The organism is Thalassospira profundimaris (genome assembly GCF_003326795.1).
Taxonomy (GTDB): domain Bacteria; phylum Pseudomonadota; class Alphaproteobacteria; order Rhodospirillales; family Thalassospiraceae; genus Thalassospira; species Thalassospira profundimaris_C.
In genome coordinates, this window is the sequence record NZ_JPWI01000010.1 from 93,547 (window position 1) to 111,482 (window position 17,936).

Annotated in this window: 14 protein-coding genes; 5 read left to right on the top strand and 9 right to left on the bottom strand. The window is 54.1% G+C overall.

Going from position 1 to position 17,936, the window contains the following annotated elements; all coding sequences use genetic code 11:
- Positions 1–26: 26 nt before the first annotated feature.
- From TH30_RS15315 to tldD, 4 genes are all read right to left on the bottom strand, one after another.
- Positions 27–2,309: a CHASE2 domain-containing protein gene (locus tag TH30_RS15315; RefSeq protein ID WP_114098962.1), complete on the bottom strand. Its 2,283-nt coding sequence runs from the start codon at positions 2,307–2,309 to the stop codon at positions 27–29.
- Between the two features lie 25 nt (positions 2,310–2,334).
- Positions 2,335–3,780: a FecR family protein gene (locus TH30_RS15320; RefSeq protein WP_258548746.1), complete on the bottom strand. Its 1,446-nt coding sequence runs from the start codon at positions 3,778–3,780 to the stop codon at positions 2,335–2,337.
- 2 nt (positions 3,781–3,782) lie between these two features.
- The gene (locus tag TH30_RS15325; RefSeq protein ID WP_114098963.1) at positions 3,783–5,255 is read right to left on the bottom strand and encodes a tetratricopeptide repeat protein; all 1,473 of its coding nucleotides are present in this window, start codon (positions 5,253–5,255) and stop codon (positions 3,783–3,785) included.
- A 256-nt stretch (positions 5,256–5,511) separates the two neighbouring features.
- Positions 5,512–6,945 carry a metalloprotease TldD gene (gene tldD, locus TH30_RS15330; protein ID WP_114098964.1) on the bottom strand — a complete coding sequence of 478 codons (1,434 nt, stop codon included), beginning with the start codon at positions 6,943–6,945 and terminating at the stop codon, positions 5,512–5,514.
- Between the two features lie 209 nt (positions 6,946–7,154).
- Here tldD and TH30_RS15335 point away from each other — a divergent pair, with 209 nt between their 5' ends.
- Entirely contained in the window at positions 7,155–8,423 is a 1,269-nt protein-coding gene (locus tag TH30_RS15335) for a DUF3422 family protein (RefSeq protein ID WP_114098965.1), read from the top strand.
- Between the two features lie 68 nt (positions 8,424–8,491).
- On the opposite strand, the gene TH30_RS15340 is transcribed toward TH30_RS15335, so the two are convergent.
- A complete protein-coding gene (locus tag TH30_RS15340) occupies positions 8,492–9,547 on the bottom strand; it encodes a COX15/CtaA family protein (RefSeq protein ID WP_114099049.1) in 1,056 nt (351 codons plus the stop codon).
- Positions 9,548–9,803: 256 nt separating this feature from the next.
- Between TH30_RS15340 and TH30_RS15345 the strand changes: the two genes are divergently transcribed.
- Together TH30_RS15345 and TH30_RS15350 are read left to right on the top strand one after the other, a co-directional pair.
- Complete coding sequence (locus tag TH30_RS15345; protein WP_114099051.1) at positions 9,804–10,364, top strand: precorrin-2 dehydrogenase/sirohydrochlorin ferrochelatase family protein; 561 nt, start codon at positions 9,804–9,806, stop codon at positions 10,362–10,364.
- Positions 10,361–11,104: a phosphoadenylyl-sulfate reductase gene (locus TH30_RS15350; RefSeq protein ID WP_114099050.1), complete on the top strand. Its 744-nt coding sequence runs from the start codon at positions 10,361–10,363 to the stop codon at positions 11,102–11,104. Before TH30_RS15345 ends, TH30_RS15350 begins: the two co-directional genes overlap by 4 nt.
- Positions 11,105–11,154: 50 nt before the next feature.
- Here TH30_RS15350 and TH30_RS15355 read toward each other — a convergent pair whose 3' ends face one another.
- Positions 11,155–12,609, bottom strand: coding sequence for a deoxyguanosinetriphosphate triphosphohydrolase (locus TH30_RS15355; protein WP_258548747.1), 1,455 nt, complete (start codon positions 12,607–12,609; stop codon positions 11,155–11,157).
- A 132-nt stretch (positions 12,610–12,741) separates the two neighbouring features.
- Positions 12,742–13,161 carry a DUF4870 family protein gene (locus tag TH30_RS15360; RefSeq protein ID WP_114098966.1) on the bottom strand — a complete coding sequence of 140 codons (420 nt, stop codon included), beginning with the start codon at positions 13,159–13,161 and terminating at the stop codon, positions 12,742–12,744.
- 229 nt (positions 13,162–13,390) lie between these two features.
- On the opposite strand from TH30_RS15360, the gene gor reads away from it, so the two are divergent.
- Complete coding sequence (gene gor / locus TH30_RS15365; protein WP_114098967.1) at positions 13,391–14,749, top strand: glutathione-disulfide reductase; 1,359 nt, start codon at positions 13,391–13,393, stop codon at positions 14,747–14,749.
- A 79-nt stretch (positions 14,750–14,828) separates the two neighbouring features.
- Here gor and TH30_RS15370 read toward each other — a convergent pair whose 3' ends face one another.
- Entirely contained in the window at positions 14,829–15,293 is a 465-nt protein-coding gene (locus TH30_RS15370; protein ID WP_114098968.1) for an Lrp/AsnC family transcriptional regulator, read from the bottom strand.
- A gap of 161 nt (positions 15,294–15,454) precedes the next feature.
- Here TH30_RS15370 and TH30_RS15375 point away from each other — a divergent pair, with 161 nt between their 5' ends.
- Complete coding sequence (locus TH30_RS15375) at positions 15,455–16,471, top strand: 1-aminocyclopropane-1-carboxylate deaminase (protein ID WP_114098969.1); 1,017 nt, start codon at positions 15,455–15,457, stop codon at positions 16,469–16,471.
- Positions 16,472–16,570: 99 nt separating this feature from the next.
- Here TH30_RS15375 and TH30_RS15380 read toward each other — a convergent pair whose 3' ends face one another.
- On the bottom strand, positions 16,571–17,878 hold the full coding sequence (locus tag TH30_RS15380; protein WP_114098970.1) for a TRAP transporter large permease: 1,308 nt from the start codon (positions 17,876–17,878) through the stop codon (positions 16,571–16,573).
- Between the last annotated feature and the right edge of the window lie 58 nt (positions 17,879–17,936).

Here is a 17,936-nt window from a genome sequence, read left to right on the forward strand (position 1 = left end):
GGATAAAGCTGATTTGGCAAGTATCGCTATTTGCTTGTCGCGATAAACACACCATCCCACTCGACCGGTGGCGGGGTTTCCCGGAATGTCACGATACGATCGGAATACATGTCATAAAGGGCTGCCAGTGCACCGACACCACGCGATGCCTGACGACACTGGTCAAGCAGTTCCTCTGCCTTGTCCCATTGTTGCGTACGATAGGCGTCCAGCATTGACTTGTGCAATATCTGACAGTTCCTGAATTCTTCTGTCTGGCAAAGTTTGGCACCGCCAAGCAGGGCAAAGATATGCACAGCTTCGCTTTTGCCTTTCACCGCAATCAGATCGAGTTCCAGTGTGGCAAAATCATTCTCGACACGTTTGGCAACATCTTCACCCAGAACGATGTCAACGCCGTAATTTTTCGACTGCCCTTCAAGACGGGAGGCCAGATTGACCGCATCGCCCAGAACAGAATAATCGAACCGCTGATCCGATCCCATATTGCCAACAAGGCAGTCACCGCAATTGATCCCGATGCCAATGTTAAGCGGCAGGAACTTTTCATTGTCACGCTTGGCTTCGCCCAGACGTTCGGCATTGAGGTGATCAAGCGCCTCACGCATGGCAAGTGCGCTATCACACGCATGATGGGCATGGTTTTCAACATCAAGTGGTGCATTCCAGAAGGCCATGATGCAATCGCCCATATATTTGTCGATTGTGCCTTCCCGATCGAGAATGCATTTGGTCAGTGGTGTCAGAAGCCGGTTGATCAGGCGCGTCAAACCCTGCGGGTTGGATTTGAACCCCTCGGAAATCGAGGTGAAACCGCGGACATCACAAAACATCAAGGTCATGTCTCGGGTTTCACCACCAAGCTTCAATTGTTCCGGGTGGCGTGACAATTGATTGACCAATGCCGGGGACAGATAGTTCCCGAAGGCAGAGCGGACCTGCCGCCGTTCGCCTTCGGTGCGTACAAAGCCGATGGAGCTGGTCGCCAGATAAACAGCCAGCAAGCTGACCAGCGGATAGACCGGATCAATCAACAGCAATTTGGCATCATATGCCCACCATGAAAATCCGGCGGCACCAAAGGCCAGTGTTCCGCCGATCACCGCAGGCCAGACGGCACCAAGTCGTGGAACGGCAAGAACAAAAAACAGGCCGATCAGCAAAAGAACAAAGCTTTCCGTTTCTGCGGCCCAATATGGGCGGGTCAGGAAATGGCCCAGCAACATCTGTTCAAGCATCTCTGCATGCACTTCTACCCCCGGCAAAACCCGATCAAGCGGTGTGGACCGCAAGTCAAGCAATCCTGCCGCACTGGTGCCGATCAGGACAATCGTGTCGCGAAGGCTTTCCGGTGGCAGAGTGTCATTCAAGACATCAAGCGCCGAGATATAACGCTGTTTCTCACGGCCGGTGAAATGAACCCACATATATCCGGCATGATCGGTGGGAATGGTAATGGCACCGACCCTGATGGCCTCGATACCCTCTGACCGGGTCCAGCGTGAACTGCCACTTGCCCCGGACATCCGCACATTCATGGTTTTCGGGGCATCCTGAAGAACGCGAAGCATTTCCATCGATAACGTCGGATAAACAGGCATGCCAATCACGGGCAGGTCGTAATCCAGTGCCGCCAGTAGCGGAACCCTGCGCACCACACCATCCTGTTCCGGTGACACATTCACCAGCGCATTGCCACTTGCCGCATTTTCTATGATATCGAGGTTTTTGGCCGCACCGGGCAGCACAGCAATAAAGTCGGAAAGTTTTCTTCCTGCTTCACCCGATGTACTGAAATTGCCGATTTGCCTTGGCGGGGTTTCCAGTTTCTTGTTGCTCAGCTGGATTGCCGTAACGACTTGTCCTGTACCCTGAATGAACTGGGCAAACAGTTTGTCATGATCTGGCAGTTTATCGGCAAGGGCGGTTATTTCGTCGCTTTCCGTGCCCTTGGGCCAGTCCTTCACCACGCGGGCCGGGGATGTTCTGTCGGGCTCGGCAAATACCACGTCAAACCCGACAACCCGCGCGCCGGCCGAACGCAAACGATAAACCAGCCCGGCCAGACGGGTACGTGGCCATGGCCACTGCCCCAGTTCTTCCAGACTTTTTTCATCAATGTCGATGATACGAACACCAACATCTTCATATTGGCGCGGCGCGATGCGCTGATAGGTGTCAAACACGCTCAGGCGCATCTGGTCCACAAATGGAACATCCTGCCACCGCAAAAAGATGCAGATCAGCAGGATGCCCAAAGGAAGCAAATAATGCAGTATGCGCAGCAGGCTGTTCTTGGTCAGACGCATGGTGCAAACAACTGCCCGTCAATCATCAATTCAACGTCGCGGAACCAGATGCACCGGCGCTGACTGCAGTTGTTGTAAGCTTGAAATCAACATTCTTCGCATCTGTAAAGGTTGCTGTGGCGTTGCATCCACCACTTGTGCAATTGCCGCCGCTATCAGGCGTAAAGTCGCTGCCGGAAAATTTTACTTCGCCGGTTGAACTGGAGAAGTCGACTGTGTTTGTCTTCATCTCGCCCTCTGACACAGCGGTTAGAAATGCACCGCCATCCTGAATATTCTGGAACGTGATCGACAATTGTCTCGTCGCGAAATTCACAGCAGTGACAAAGTTATAAGACAGGCTGCCGCTGCTTACAGCGATGGTCCCCGACGTAAAGGTGCCGGTTGATATCTGACGCATCCCGTCATAGGTGAAAGCGCTGCTTCCGCTGTTGCTGCTACTGCTATTGTTTGTGCTATCGACATTGCCGAGAATTGAAGTGATTTCACTTTGTGATTTAGATGCACTCGTGGCACCGACTTGTGCCAGGGCAACTTCAATGGTACCGGCCATTGCAGCACCGGTTTGCGCATTGGCCTGTTGCGCCTGTCCGGGCGTCACACTTGCCTGTTGGGATACACTTGGTGCGGTTTGGCGCGACCCTGAACCGGAAGTTCCATCCTGATTGTCGTTGTTTGAAGCGGTCCGGACAAGATTGGTTGAGAAATCAAAGGTTGCGGCTTCTGCGGGGAAGCGTGCGGGCTCTGTAACAACATTGGTGCCAACAAAGACACCGAAATTCTCGCCGGTAATGTTTTCGCTATTGCCGTTCATATCGGTTACGGCAAACGCGCCGGGGCGGGATGTGGTGTCATTGCGTTCAAGACCCGGCCCCTGGTTAACCGCCATAAACACCATCTGGTTGGCGTCATCCGGGTTTAAGGTATCAAACGAACCGGGGATGATTTCATTGGCCTGCTCGGTCGAGACTGATCGGATCAGCCCGATGGTGCCGCGAATACCGATTGATCCAACCGGAAGATTGATATCCATGCTTGCCGGGTTGTTGAGCGGTATCTTGCCCGTTACGAAACGCATGACACCGCGGGCCATGTCTGCGACGATGCGACCATCACCGGTTGCCGGATCGTAGACAAACTCGTCAATGGCGACGTCACTGTTCGGTCCGATGGTAAAGACTGTTTCGTCCAGTAAGAGGACTTGCATGCCCGAATTCGGCGACGTGATGATCCGGTCCCCAAGATAAACGGGCATCCCGCTTTCAACCAGAACACCGATTTCGCCCGTCACTTTGTTAAGCGTGACATCACCGGTTACGGCGGCGGATACGCCTGCCATCTCGACGGTGATTTCAGCTTTTGCCGGTGCGCCAAGCAGAATGGTCAGCGCCATTGGCATGCCGATGGCTACATTTCGTGCAAGGTGCGTAAATTTTCTCTGCAAACGGGCGGTCATTACGTTGTTCTGCATCACTAGAACTCCCATCGCCGGGTCAGGTAAAACTGTGCCCTGGCATTGTGATATTCATAGTTGGGAATGTTCGATTTGGTATTCAGATATTCGCCTGTGATCGACCAGTTAACCGGTGCGAGCAGGTCATAGATCTGATTTGCCGTTTTGCTATCCCCAAACAAGTCCGATGGCAGTATTTGTGAAAGTGGCGCGCCATAGGTCAATCTTGTCCGTGCACTGCGATCCATCCGGTGTTGTGGCGAATTGCCGGTCACCAGAAAGTCAGGATCACGATAACGGTCGATCCCATAACGGAAACTTCCACTTATGTAACTTCCCCCGCCAAACAGATAAGCATGGATCAACTCGCCGCTCAAGCTGTCATAGCTGTAATAATTGCGTGCCGCCTCTTTTTTGCCCGCAAAAAGATTAAAGGTGGTGCGGTTATTCGGCGTCCATGTGTAATTCGATCCCAGTCTGGTGCCATAGCGCTGACCGGAATGTAAACGCAGTGCGCTTGATTCACTGGTATTCTGATAGCGTTCATCGGCATAGCTGACATCACCGTTCAGGTTAAAGAACGGACGCGGGTTCCAGTCCAGACGCAGCCGCCCGGAACGTGACGTGAGGTATTTTTCCTTGCTAAGGGACTGCACGGTCTGGTTCAGCGTCGGTGTAAGCATCCAGTAACCACCGCGAATGCGGCTTCCGACATCGACCGAGAACGACCCAAGGTCAAGAGAGTCAAGCTGCACCTGATCACTGGCATAGCCCGTCACGGCGGCAAAGATTTCGTGACCTTCCTGATAACCAAGATCATAGCTGACGTCATAGCGAAGGGCGCCGACATAGGCGATGTCGTTCCTCGGTTTGTCAGCTGATGCCGTGATGTTGGTCAATGTGCCGGTGACCAGTTGCTGCTTGTCATTGGGGGCGGCGTTCCGGTTGCTGTCGACTTGGGACCCCAGAGTCAGTGTCACGGATTGATGCAACCGTGCGCGCCGCCGTTCGATGGCATTGATATATTTATCAATGTCAGCCGCGACCTCGGGCGAGACATCCATCTGGCGCAACCGGTCAAACTGCGTGCGCGCTTCATCAAGGCTATCAAGGCGATAAAGCACAATGGCGTAATAAAGCCGCACCGGTGCCAGTTCGGGATCAAGAACCAGAATGCGCTCAAGTGTGGCTGATGCGCCGCGTACCTCACCGCGGGCGAGCTGCGCCTTGGCCCAGCGGAAATTCAGAATAATGTCGTCGGGATTGGCAAGGATATCGGCATAGGTAATATCCCCGCCATCATCGGTGCGAAGCAAAAGGTTTGCACGTTCGGTGACGTCACGCAGTCTGTCAAAATCGTCGGAAAGTTGACGTGCTTCATCGGTTCGCACATCGACGCTCTGTTGTGCGTTGGCACCACCAGTCGCCCCCATCACCAGTGCAACGAGTACAGCTGAAACTGCCGTACCCTGCCGCCATCGGCTTGTATTCAAGTTTTCCCCCAAACTTTCTCGGATTTTCGCGGCATCAGTTTCGGTTCTGCACCGTCAGACCAGATGACTTGGCCGAGCTGCGGACCGCCAAAATCGGCATAATCTTCTTTTGACAGATTATGAACTATGGTGATCCGATGTAAGCCATTCGGGTGAAGGGTAGGGATAGTGTAGGTCGTATAGTTTTTATATACGTAAAGATCTCCGGGGTGCTGTGATCAGCACCCCGGAGATCTTTTAAGATGTGAGAACAAAACTATACTGCAGTGCCGCCGACGGTCAGACCATCAATGCGCAAGGTCGGTTGTCCGACACCGACCGGGACCCCCTGGCCATCCTTGCCACAGGTACCAATCCCGTTATCAAGTTCCATGTCATTGCCGATCATGGAAACCTTGGTCAGGCTGTCCGGACCATTGCCAATCAGGGTCGCGCCCTTGACCGGGGCACCGACTTTACCGTTTTCAATCAGATAGGCCTCGGATGCCGAGAAGACGAATTTACCCGACGTGATATCGACCTGCCCGCCGCCGAAATTAACCGCATAAATGCCGTTCTTGACCGAGGCTAGAACCTCTTCTGGTTCCTTGTCGCCCCCCAGCATATAGGTATTGGTCATGCGCGGCATCGGGGCATGGGCATAGGATTGGCGACGACCATTGCCGGTCGATTTGACACCGGTCAGGCGGGCATTGAGGCGATCCTGCATAAAGCCCTTAAGGATACCGTCTTCGATCAGAACGGTTTGCTGGGTCGGCGTTCCTTCATCATCAATCGAAAGCGAGCCACGGCGATCATGAATGGTGCCGTCATCAACAACCGTGACGCCCGGTGATGCGATGCGCTGTCCCAGAAGGCCGGCAAAGGCCGAAGTGCCCTTGCGGTTAAAGTCACCTTCAAGGCCATGGCCAATCGCTTCATGCAGCAAAATACCCGGCCAGCCCGGTCCAAGCACCACGGTCATTTCACCGGCCGGTGCGGCAACGGAATCAAGATTGACGATGGCCTGACGCAGGGACTCATCAACGGCCTTTTTCCAGGTTTTTTCGTCAAAGAAACCATCATATCCGATACGACCGCCTTCTCCGTGTGATCCGGTTTCCATACGGTCACCCTGTTTGACGACAACCGATACGTTAAACCTTACCAGCGGTCGGATATCGCCAATGCGCTGACCACCGGCACGCCAGATCTGGACAGCCTGCCAGTTACCGGAAATCGATGCCGATACCTGCACAACGCGCGGATCACGCGACCGGGCATAGGCATCAATCTGTGCCAGAAGATCAACCTTGGCTTCAAAGGTGGCTTCGCCCAGCGGGTTCACATCGGAATAAAGCGAGATATTGGTGCCGATTGATCCAAGATCGACCTTGCCCGAACGTCCGGACCCAACCGCCTTGACGGTTTCGGCGGCACGTGCAACCGCATCATTGGACAGTTCGTTGGAATGCGAAAAGGCGGTGGCTTCATCGGCAACAGCGCGAAGACCAAAACCCTGTGCTGTGTCAAAATTCGCACTGCGCAGACGCCCATCATCCCAGACCAGACTTTCGGACTGGCGATATTCAAGGAACAGTTCCCCGTCTTCTGCCGCGCCAAGCGCGTCATTGACCTGCGTTTCAAGCCGCTCGCGATCAAGATCACCTTTGGCGAAAAACAGATTATCAGTGGTGCGCAGATCGGTCATGGAACCTCCTTGAGGGCCGGAATTGTTCGGCCAGAGAAAATGATTTTCCCCAAAAGATAAAAGCACTTGTGACAGTATTTTCCCTGACGTTTTTGGGACTTTCTGTCACATTGAACTTTCGTCTATACAGGTACTGTCAGCGTTCGGTCAGAAACCGCCACTGAACGCTTTATATAGACCGCAATGGCCAATTATGAAAGCCCGTGGCAATGTTTGTCGAACATCCCCAGCGTGTCGCCCTTCATAACGAAATTCATGCCCGCCCGTTTGGCGGTGTCAGCAGCCCGACGCGATGTTCCTGCATTGCTTTTCACGCAGGCGAAGAGCTTGATGAAGACGTCCGGGACCATTTCATGACGTTCTGCAAGCGCTTCAGTCTGACGCCGCCCGCACCGGATCAGAAATATTACGAAGCTGCCTGTGACGGCTTTTCCGTCATTTGGGAACGTCACGCGGAATTCACGGTCTACGTGTTCAAGCGCATGGAGCCGTTCGATAACCCGTTCGAAGACCCGGTCATTAATCTGGTACCCCAGGACTGGCTGTCGGAAACGCCGGGCCAGTTGATGGTCGGACTTCATATCGTGGTTGAGAAAACAGACAGGACCGAAGAAGAGATTTCACGTCTGTTTGATCATAATGGCCTGACCGGAAGTCGGGTTCTGGGCGGTACGGCGCAAATCTGGACCGATTTTCGTCTGCATGGGGATGGCTTTGGTCGCATGCTGGTCAAGGATCTGGGCATGGAGCAGCTGCAGGCCGGGCGTCTGGTGCAGCGTCTCAAGGAAATTGAAGTTTATCGCATGATGGCGCTTCTTGCTTTTCCGATGGCCCATTGCGCAACGCCCAAGGTGTCCGAGATCGATACGCGCCTGTCGGAAATTACCGCTGAAATGGCCAGCAAGACCCAAACCAATGACGAGGAAACCTTGTCAAAGTTGACGGATCTTGCAGCCCAGACCGAAGAAATGGCCGCGTCGCTGAATTATCGTTTCAGTGCTGCGCGTGCCTATTACCGGATCGTACAGGCCCGCCTGAACGAGCTTCGTGAAGAACGTATCGAGGGTGTCCAGACCATTACCGAATTCATGGAACGTCGCCTGGCTCCGGCCATGCGCACCTGCCAGAATATCGGGGATCGGCTGGAAGTGCTGTCAAAACGTGTGGCGCGCGCCAATAACCTTTTGCGTACGCGCGTTGATATCCTGCTTGAGGCACAAAACCGCGATCTTCTGGCCAGCATGGATCGCCGTGTGAAATTGCAACTGCGTCTGCAACAAACTGTTGAAGGTCTGTCTGTTGCCGCGATTACCTATTATGCCGTCGGGCTTTTGGGGTATTTGTTCAAGGCGATCAAGGATACCGGTGTTCCGATCAATGACCGTGTGGCAACCGGGATTGCTGTGCCGGTTGTCCTTGCGATGATCTGGTTTGCCACCCATCGGGTGAAAAAGGCACTGCATCAGGCCGATAGTTAAGTTGAAGATTTTGGAATTAAAAAAGGGCAGCACCTGTCTGCCCTTTTTTGTTTTTGGGAAACGCGACCTTAAGCGACGTCGCGCAGCTTGTACGCGGCATAGGTTGCTGTTCCGACCAGTACCACCGCACCCGCCTGATGGGCAACGCCAAGCGGTAGCCAGATGACGCTGAGCAGGGTCGAGATGCCAAGGGCGACCTGAAGGCAGGCGGCGGCCAGAACAAGGTGCGTGGCAAAGCGCTGATCAGAAGTCAGGTTCCATTTTCCAGCCCTCCACCAGAACACGATCACCATCACAAAGGTCAGTTTCGCCAGCCAGCGATGATCCCACTGCACCGTCATGTGGTCTTCAAACGGGGCCAGCCAGGCCGGATCAAACACGAACAGGCCATCGGGGATAAGCTGCCCATCCATCAGCGGGAAGGTGTTAAAGGCATAACCGGCATCAAGCCCGGCAACAAAGCCGCCTGAAAGGGCCGTAAAGACGATCAGTCCCAAAAGCTGCCAACTGCGTTTGGAGGCATTTGTACCAATGGCGCGCGGTGCAAGCTGTTGCAGGCCGACCCATAAAAGAGCGATGAAAATCACCAGCGCCAGTCCGAAATGCGCGGTCAGGCGATACTGGCTGACATCGGGACGATCCACCAGACCGCTCATCACCATATACCAGCCCATCAGGCCCTGAAGACCGCCCAGAATGAAAAGGCCCCAAAGCTTCCACTTGGTGGCGCCATCAATCGACTTTTTGGCAAGGAACCAGACGAACGGGATAAAGAACACAACCCCGATCAACCGACCCCAAAGGCGATGGATGAATTCCAGCCAGAAGATCGATTTGAAATCTTCGACCGACATCCAGGCATTGATTTTCTGGAATTCCGGATATTGGCTGTATTGCTGATAAAGGGCGGTCCAGTCGGCTTCATTCAGTGGCGGGATGATGCCGGTAAACGGACGCCATTCAACGATTGAAAGTCCCGATTCTGTCAGGCGCGTCAGGCCGCCAATCACCACCATGATAAAGACCATTGCCGCACAGCCAAACAGCCAGATGGCGACATTGCGATGGGCAACGGGGGATATGGCCGGGTGATCGGTCAGGGCGGGGGCGGCACTGCTTGGCATCGGGACGCTCTCTTGATCGTTAGTCTGATCGGCATGGTTATGCCGGATTTTGGCCCAATATAAGGGCATTTTTGAAAAATTGCAGGAAAAGCTTTACGCGGGATACCCGGTCTTTGGATCAGATAATTCGCTTCAAATAAAACACTATTAATTGTGTTGTATAATTATAAAACACATAAAAAATGTATTGAATATTTTAATTTCCACACCCATAGTCATGGACAACAAACAGAAACTTCTTTTTAGAGGATCGACGATGTTTCCCATCAATCTGGACCTGACGCGACTTTCGGTCGCCTTGGTCGGGAACGGTCAGGCAACCCTGAACCGTTTGCGCCAGTTTGACGGTGATGGGGCAAAATACGTCACCGTTTACTCGGAAAGCCCGATACCCGAACTGGTCGATCAGGCCGGTGATCGCCTGCATCGCTATTTGCCGAATTCGGCAGATGTGAATGCGGCATCCATCATGTTCATTGTCGACCTTGGCGAAGAAAGGGCCGCCGAACTTGCCGCCATTGCCAAGGCGGTCGGCACCATCGCCAATGTCGAGGATGTTAAGGAATACTGTGATTTTTTTTCACCAGCGCGTGTTCAGCGCGGTGATCTGATGATCACGGTTTCGACCAATGGTCACAGTCCGCGTCTGGCCGGTCGTATCCGTCGGGCCATTGAAAACTGGCTTGTACCGACCTGGGACAGGCGGTTGCGTGAACTGTCTGATCAGAGAGAGAAATGGAAAGCAAGCGGCGCAGATATGCAGACCTTGCTTCAAAAGACCGACGAATATATCGATCGGCGGAGATGGTTGCCATGAATGTAATGCGTGAAGAAGATATTGTTTCGGGCGGCTCAATGTCGGTCGAGGAAGCAACTGATCGCGCTCGGCGCCTGCTGGACAAATATGGTCACTTGCAGGGCGTATCGCTGATCGAGCCGATGGTGCATGAGGAATTCAAGGGCCGAGTGACCATGACCTCGTCGTTTGGGACCGAGGCGGCGGCTTTGCTGGCACTGGTTGCCGAAGTCGATCGCAACTTGCCGGTCATTTTCCTTGATACCCGCAAGCTGTTTGGCGAAACCCACAAATATCGTGAACAGCTTGTTGATCAGCTGGGCCTGACCAACATCAGGATCATGCGCCCGGACGAGGAAAAGCTGAAAGCCGAAGACCCCAACGGCATGCTGTTTGCCTCGGACACCGCCAAATGCTGCTATTTGCGCAAGGTCGAGCCGCTTCAGCGTGCGCTTGAGGGCTATGACGCCTGGCTGACCGGTCGCAAAAGGTTCCATGGCGGTGAACGTGATGCGCTTCCGGTGGTTGAACCAGCCGGTTCGCGGATCAAGATCAACCCGCTTGCCGGTTACAAGCGCGAAGATATCGACGATATCTTTGAACATCGTGCGTTGCCGCGCCATCCGCTTCAGGCCGAGGGATTTCTGTCGATTGGCTGCATGCCGTGCACGGACCGTGTTGATCCGAATTCAAGCGATGTCCGTGCCGGTCGCTGGGCCGGTCAGGACAAGACCGAATGCGGTATTCACTACATCATCTAAGCGTATTGATGCCTTAACGAAAAACCCGGCCAGATGGCCGGGTTTTTTGATTAGATCGTGATGCCCTGAAGCTTTCGGAACAGGGTCACGGCATAGCGGTCCGTCATGCCCGAGATGTAATCCATCACCCGCATCAGGCGGCTGTAAAGATCGGGTGCCTCGGACAGTTTCCCGGCCAGAAGCTTGTCAATCCGGTCGGCCTGCGGCGGCAGGCGCTTGCCGTGATTTTTATGTTCATCAAGGTCAATGGCCGCACGCACAAAACTGTCGAGCAAACCGTTAATCACCTCGAACCCGGCCATCTCGATTGGCAGGACATGGGGGGCGTTATAAATCTTTTCGACCGCCAGTTTCTTGCAGGCCTTGGCATGCGGACCAAGCGGCGTGTTGGCCAGCAAATCACCTTCAAGCGTTCCGGATAAAAGCGCATCTTCATTGGCGATAAAGGCATCAACAGCGGCTTTCACCAGATTGCCAATCGCCTTGCCGCGCAGGAAGCCGATCCGGTCATTTTCCGATTTTTCGGCATACCATTCCTCGGAACGCAGGTCCTGCCAGCGTTGTTCGGCATCGCCGTCGTATTTTTCCGGGTGTCGGGCAATCGGGGCCAGTGCACGTTCGACTTCTTCAAAGCTCACACAGCCCAGTTCCCAGCCATCTTCAAGATCGACCACGGAATAGCAAATATCGTCGGCCGCCTCGACAAGATAGACCAGCGGATGACGCCGCCATGCCCCATCAAACCCGTCAAGCGGTGACAGCCCGCAAACCCGCGCAATGGCGAAGGCAATATCGCGTTCCGCCTGATAATAGCCGGGTTTTTTAAGGCCGGTATATTCGCGGCGCCGACTATCGGGGACCGAGGTACTGCGCGGATATTTGATAAAGCTGCCCAGCGTCCCGTAAGTCAGGTTAAGTCCGCCATCAAAGCGTTTCATTTCAAGCTGGCTGATGATGCGCAAGCCTTGCGCGTTGCCTTCGAAGTGACGCAGGTCTTCAAGTTCAGGCCCGGATAGTCGCGAGGTCAGCTCATCCTTCGCAAGGCGGGATGTTGTGAACCATTCATTGATGGCATCTTCGCCGGAATGGCCGAATGGCGGGTTGCCGATGTCATGGGCAAGGCAGGCTGCCTGAACCATATAGCCGATATCGGCCACGGTTGTTCCGGACCCTTCGGGAAGATTGGCAACGATATGCGCACCGGCCATCAGGCCAAGCGACTGCCCGACCGATCCGACTTCGATCGTGTGGGTCAGGCGGGTATGAACGTGGTCATTTTCCGAAAGCGGATGCACCTGTGTCTTGTTCTGAAGACGGCGGAACGAGGATGAAAAGATCACCCGGTCAACGTCGATCTGAAACGGGCTTCTGCCATCGGGGGTGGGATAGGGGGCGCCTTCGGGAAGACGAATCTTGCCATCCCGAAATTCCAGTCGATGTGAAGAAAGAAGGGTTTCCCAGCGCATTTTATCGCCAGACCCCTGCGCAGACGACGCCAATGTCATGGCGGTGCTACCCCTGTCCGTGTCATGTGTTCCAACTTGGCAATGACTTTAACGGCCCGGGGAGTCCGGTGCAATCGGGCAAAGTGACTTCTTGCCGATTGCACCGCCAATTCTGCCTGATCGGGCTATGGCTTAGCCAAAGAACCAGCTTCGCGGATCGTCAATCGGACGACCATTGAGCGCACGCAAAAGCCCGACAACATTACGCCCGATAAACCAGGCCGTGGTGTAAAGCCCCATCAACCCGACAACAGCCCAGCCCAAAAGCGGGATCCAGCCAATCACAAAGGTAAAGAAGCCCAGAATGATGGCGTAAAGGATGCTGATCCAGAATGTCCGGATCACGAATGTATAATGGCTGTTGGTCCAGTGATTGTCTTCTTCGCGCGCGATATAGGACACGATCAGCGCAATAAGCCCGGTGGCAAAGGCCGTAAACAGGGTTGCAATCATCAGCCCGTAACAGACAAGGGCCGTGTTCCCGCCGCGCTCGTCAACATAGCGCGGCGCATTGTCAAAAGACGCATCCTGACCGTGGATATGGTCGTTCATAGACGTATTCCTACAAAAGTTATCGCAATCCCCATCGCGTCTTTTCCATCATATAGCGTGAAAGTTTAAAAATGCTATGTCGGGTTGATGAAACTGTTGCCGGTTTTGGAACCTCACGGGCCTTCACATGAAATTTACGACGGCTTTGCTTGGTTTTGCCTCGACTTTGGGAATTATCGCCCTACATTTGGCGCCATGATGTCAATTGACCGAAAATAGGGATTTCCGCATGTCGGACTATGATTTTGATCTGTTTGTGATCGGTGCCGGGTCGGGCGGTGTTCGTGCCGCACGCGTGGCATCGGGATATGGCGCAAAGGTCGCCATCGCCGAAGAAAGCCAGGTCGGTGGCACCTGCGTCATCCGTGGCTGTGTGCCCAAAAAGCTTCTGGTCTATGGTGCGCACTTTGCCGAAGACTTCGAAGATGCGTCCGCTTATGGCTGGACCCTTCCGGGGGAGCCTACCTTTAGCTGGAAGACGCTGATCGCCAACAAGGATGCCGAAATTGATCGCCTGAACGGCATTTATAAACGGCTTCTGGCGGGCTCGAATGTCGAGCTGTTCGAACATCGCGCGACCTTCAAGGATGCCCATACCCTGATCGTTGGTGATCGTGAAGTTACCGCCGAGCGCATCCTGATTGCCGTGGGTGGTCATCCGACCAAGCCCGATCTTCCGGGGGTTGAACACGCCATCACCTCGAACGAGGCATTCTATCTTGAAGAATTGCCCAAGCGTGTTGTTGTTGTCGGTGGTGGTTATATCGCGGTCGAGTTCGCCGGTATCTTTGCCGGTTTGGGATCACAGGTGACCCAGCTTTATCGCAGCGAACAGATCCTGCGCGGCTTTGACAACGATATCCGCAACCATCTGGCCGAGGAAATCGTCAAAAAGGGCATCGATTTGCGGGTGAACACCAATGTCACGGCGATTGAAAAGCAGGCTGATGGCAGCCTGTCACTGACCTTGACCGATGGTTCGACGCTTGAAGCCGATCAGGTGATGTTTGCCACCGGTCGTGCGCCCAACACGGCGGGTCTTGGCCTTGAAAATGCCGGTGTCGAGGCTGACGAACGCGGTGCCGTCAAAATCAATCAGGGCCTTCAGACCACCACGGAAAACATCTATGCCGTTGGCGACGTGACTGACCGCGTGCAACTGACCCCGGTTGCGATCAAGGAAGGCATGGCCTTTGCCGATAGTGTCTATGGCGGCAAACCCTGGCATATGACCTATCAGGCGATCCCGACCGCCGTGTTCAGCCAGCCGCCTGTTGGCACTGTTGGCCTGTCCGAGGAAGAAGCGCGCGCAAAGGGCGGCGAGGTCGTGATTTTCAAATCCACCTTCAAACCGATGCGCCACACGCTTTCGGGCCGTGATGAAAAAACGCTGATGAAGCTGATTGTCGATAAGACCACCGACGTTGTGCTTGGGGCCCATATGGTCGGCCCCGATGCAGCCGAAATCATTCAGGGTATTGGTATCGCAGTCCGCATGGGCGCAACCAAGGCCCAGTTTGACCAGACCGTTGCGGTTCATCCGTCCGCGGCTGAGGAATTCGTCACCATGCGGTTCCCGGTCGAATAATCGGTAACTTTAACGCAGTTCATTAAAGGCGGCATCCCGGCAAGATGCCGCCTTTCTTGTCATCGGAAGGTTTGTCGTGTCAAAACGGCAACGGCGCGTTATCGACCACTTCCTTCATGACAAAGAATGTCCGGGTCTGGCGAACGCCGGGCAGGGCGATCAGTTGGTCGCCGTGCAGGTGATTGAAATCGGCCATATCGCGGACCCGAATTTTCAGGAAATAGTCGAAGTCGCCCGCCACCAGATGACAATCAAGGATGAACGGCATTTTGCGACAATTGGCTTCAAACTCGGCAAAGCTTTCCGGGGTGGAGCGATCAAGGACCACACCCACAATCACCAAGGCCCCCCGGTCGACCTTTTCCGGTGCGATCTGGGCGCGGATGTTTTTGACATAGCCTTCTTCAAACAGCTTTTGCGTTCGACGGTGGCAGGTTGCCGCACTGACATTGACTTGTTTGGCAATTTCGGCGTTGCCCATGCGGCCATCGCTCTGGAGCAGGCGCAAAATCTTGTAGTCGATCTTGTCTGGCTCAAAAGACATGAAAGAACCTTCCGTTATTTTCGCAATTTATGGAATGAAGTTCATTTTCAATAAATCTTGACGACGGGTGCTTCAAATATCAATCCAAACTTCGAGAGCACATTCCATCCACATGGCGCTAGCCTGATTGCGGTCTTCAATCCGTTGTCAGGGAGTGCCCGATGAATCTGAAAAAATTTGAAAAATACCCGCTAACCTTTGGTCCGACCCCGATTGAGTCGCTGCCGCGTTTATCCGAGCATCTTGGCGGGGATGTCGACCTTTATGCCAAACGCGAGGATTGCAATTCCGGTCTGGCATTTGGCGGCAACAAAGTCCGCAAGATGGAATATATCATCCCCGATGCGCTGAAATCCGGGGCGGATACACTTGTGACCATTGGCGGGGTGCAATCCAACCATACCCGCCAGGTTGCAGCCATTGCCGCCAAGATCGGAATGAAATGCCGGTTGGTGCAGGAAAGCTGGGTGCCGTTCAATGACGCGGTCTATGACCGGGTCGGAAACATATTGATGAGCCGTGTGATGGGCGCACAGATCGAACTGGTCGATGAAGGATTTGATATCGGCATTCGCGAAAGCTGGGAGGCCGCCCTTGAAGATGTAAAAGCCAAGGGTGGCGTGCCCTATGCCATTCCGGCCGGTGCATCGGTGCATAAATATGGCGGACTGGGCTTTGTCGGCTTTGCCGAGGAAGTCCGTGCCCAGGAAGCCGAACTTGGTTTCAAGTTTGACTATGTCGTTGTTTGTACCGTGACCGGATCAACCCATGCCGGAATGGTGGTCGGATTTGCCGCCGACGGTCGTGCGGACAAGGTTGTGGGTATTGATGCCTCCGCCACCCCCGATCAGACCCGTGCGCAGGTTCTGGATATCGCGCAGAAGACCGCCGATCTGGTCGAGCTTGAAGGCGGAATATCGGACAGGGACATCACATTGATCGAGGATTACGCCTATCCGCTGTACGGTGTGCCATCCGATGAAACAAACGAAGCCATCCGTCTTTGTGGCCGTCTGGAAGGCATGATGACGGACCCGGTATATGAAGGAAAATCGATGCAGGGCATGATCGATCTGGTGCGCAAAGGTTACTTCCCCAAGGGATCAAAGGTTCTATATGCCCATCTTGGTGGTGTTCCGGCGATCAACGCCTATAGCTATCTTTATCGCAACGGATAAGCAGTTTCGATTGTCACGGATTCCTGATGTCGCAATTGAAAGAAAAACAAAAGGCGGAGCCGTCTGGCTCCGCCTTTTGTCGTGTGGTGATAAATGTGATCAGCGTCCGGTGATACCGGGGAACATGATCAGGATTCCGACCGCGAGTATCTGAAGACAGATAAAGGGCAGAAGAGCCTTGAAAATATCGCCAAGCGTGATGTCCGGCGGCGCCACGGATTTAAGATAGAACGCCGCGGGGCCAAACGGAGGTGACAGGAAGCTGACCTGCATGTTCATGGCAAACAGCACCCCGAACCATACCGGATCAAAGCCAAGCTGTTTCACGATCGGTACAAAGATCGGCATGGTCAGAAGCGCGATGCCGACCCAATCGAGAAACATTCCCAGAATGAACAGGATCAACATCATGAACAGGATAATGGTGATCGGGTCATCGGAAATCCCGGTGATCAGTCCCGACACGAAATTGATCCCGCCCATCAGGTTAAACACACCAACAAGGGCTGATGCGCCAATCCCGATCCAGACAATCATGCCACAGGTCGAAAGGGTTTGAACCGCTGCTGCCTTCAACATGGCAATCGAGAATTCACCACGTACGACGGTTGAGGCAATCACACCGGCAACACCAACTGCGGACGCTTCTGTGACGGATGCAATCCCGCCGTAAATGGACCCCAGCACACAAAATACGACCATGATCGGAAGGAAGAGCCCTTTGAGCAGCCGCATTTTTTCGGCATGCGGGATCTTTTCGGTCTGGGGTGGCGGGGCGATATTTTTGCCCGTGTAGGACCGGAACAGGACATAGGCGACATAGAAGCCTGCCAGCATGAAGCCCGGAATAAAGGCTGATGTAAACAGATCACCGATCGATACGTTTGCGGTCAGACCGTAAATGATCAGAACGATGGATGGGGGCACCATGGTGCCCAGCGATCCGCCAGCACAAACCACACCAATTGCAAGGTTCTTGTCATAGCCCTGTCGCAGCATCTGGGGCAGCGCGATCAGGCCAAGCAGAACAATTTCGCCGCCGATAATGCCGCTCATGGCAGCCAGAATGACAGCAACGAAAATCGTCTGAACTGCAACACCGCCGCGCAAACGTCCGCCGAACAGGCGCATGGCGTCAAACAGGTCTCTTGCGACCCCTGATCGGTCCAGGATGGCAGCCATCAGGACGAACATCGGGACCGAGACAAAGACAAAGGATGAAACGAATGAATAAACCCGGCTGGTAATCAGTGGCACTGCCATCGGACCGAACCAGCCAAGGGTGAAGATCAGGGCAATCAAAAGTGTGACAAAGGCCAGCGGCATGCCGGTTATCAGGAAACCGAGCAGCAGGACGAACATGGCAAGCGTGCCGTATTCGATGCCCAGAGACTGTAAATCAAACATTTAAAGTTATCCTGTCGCGCCGGTCACATTCAGAAAATAATGGTCCGGCTGTCGGTGC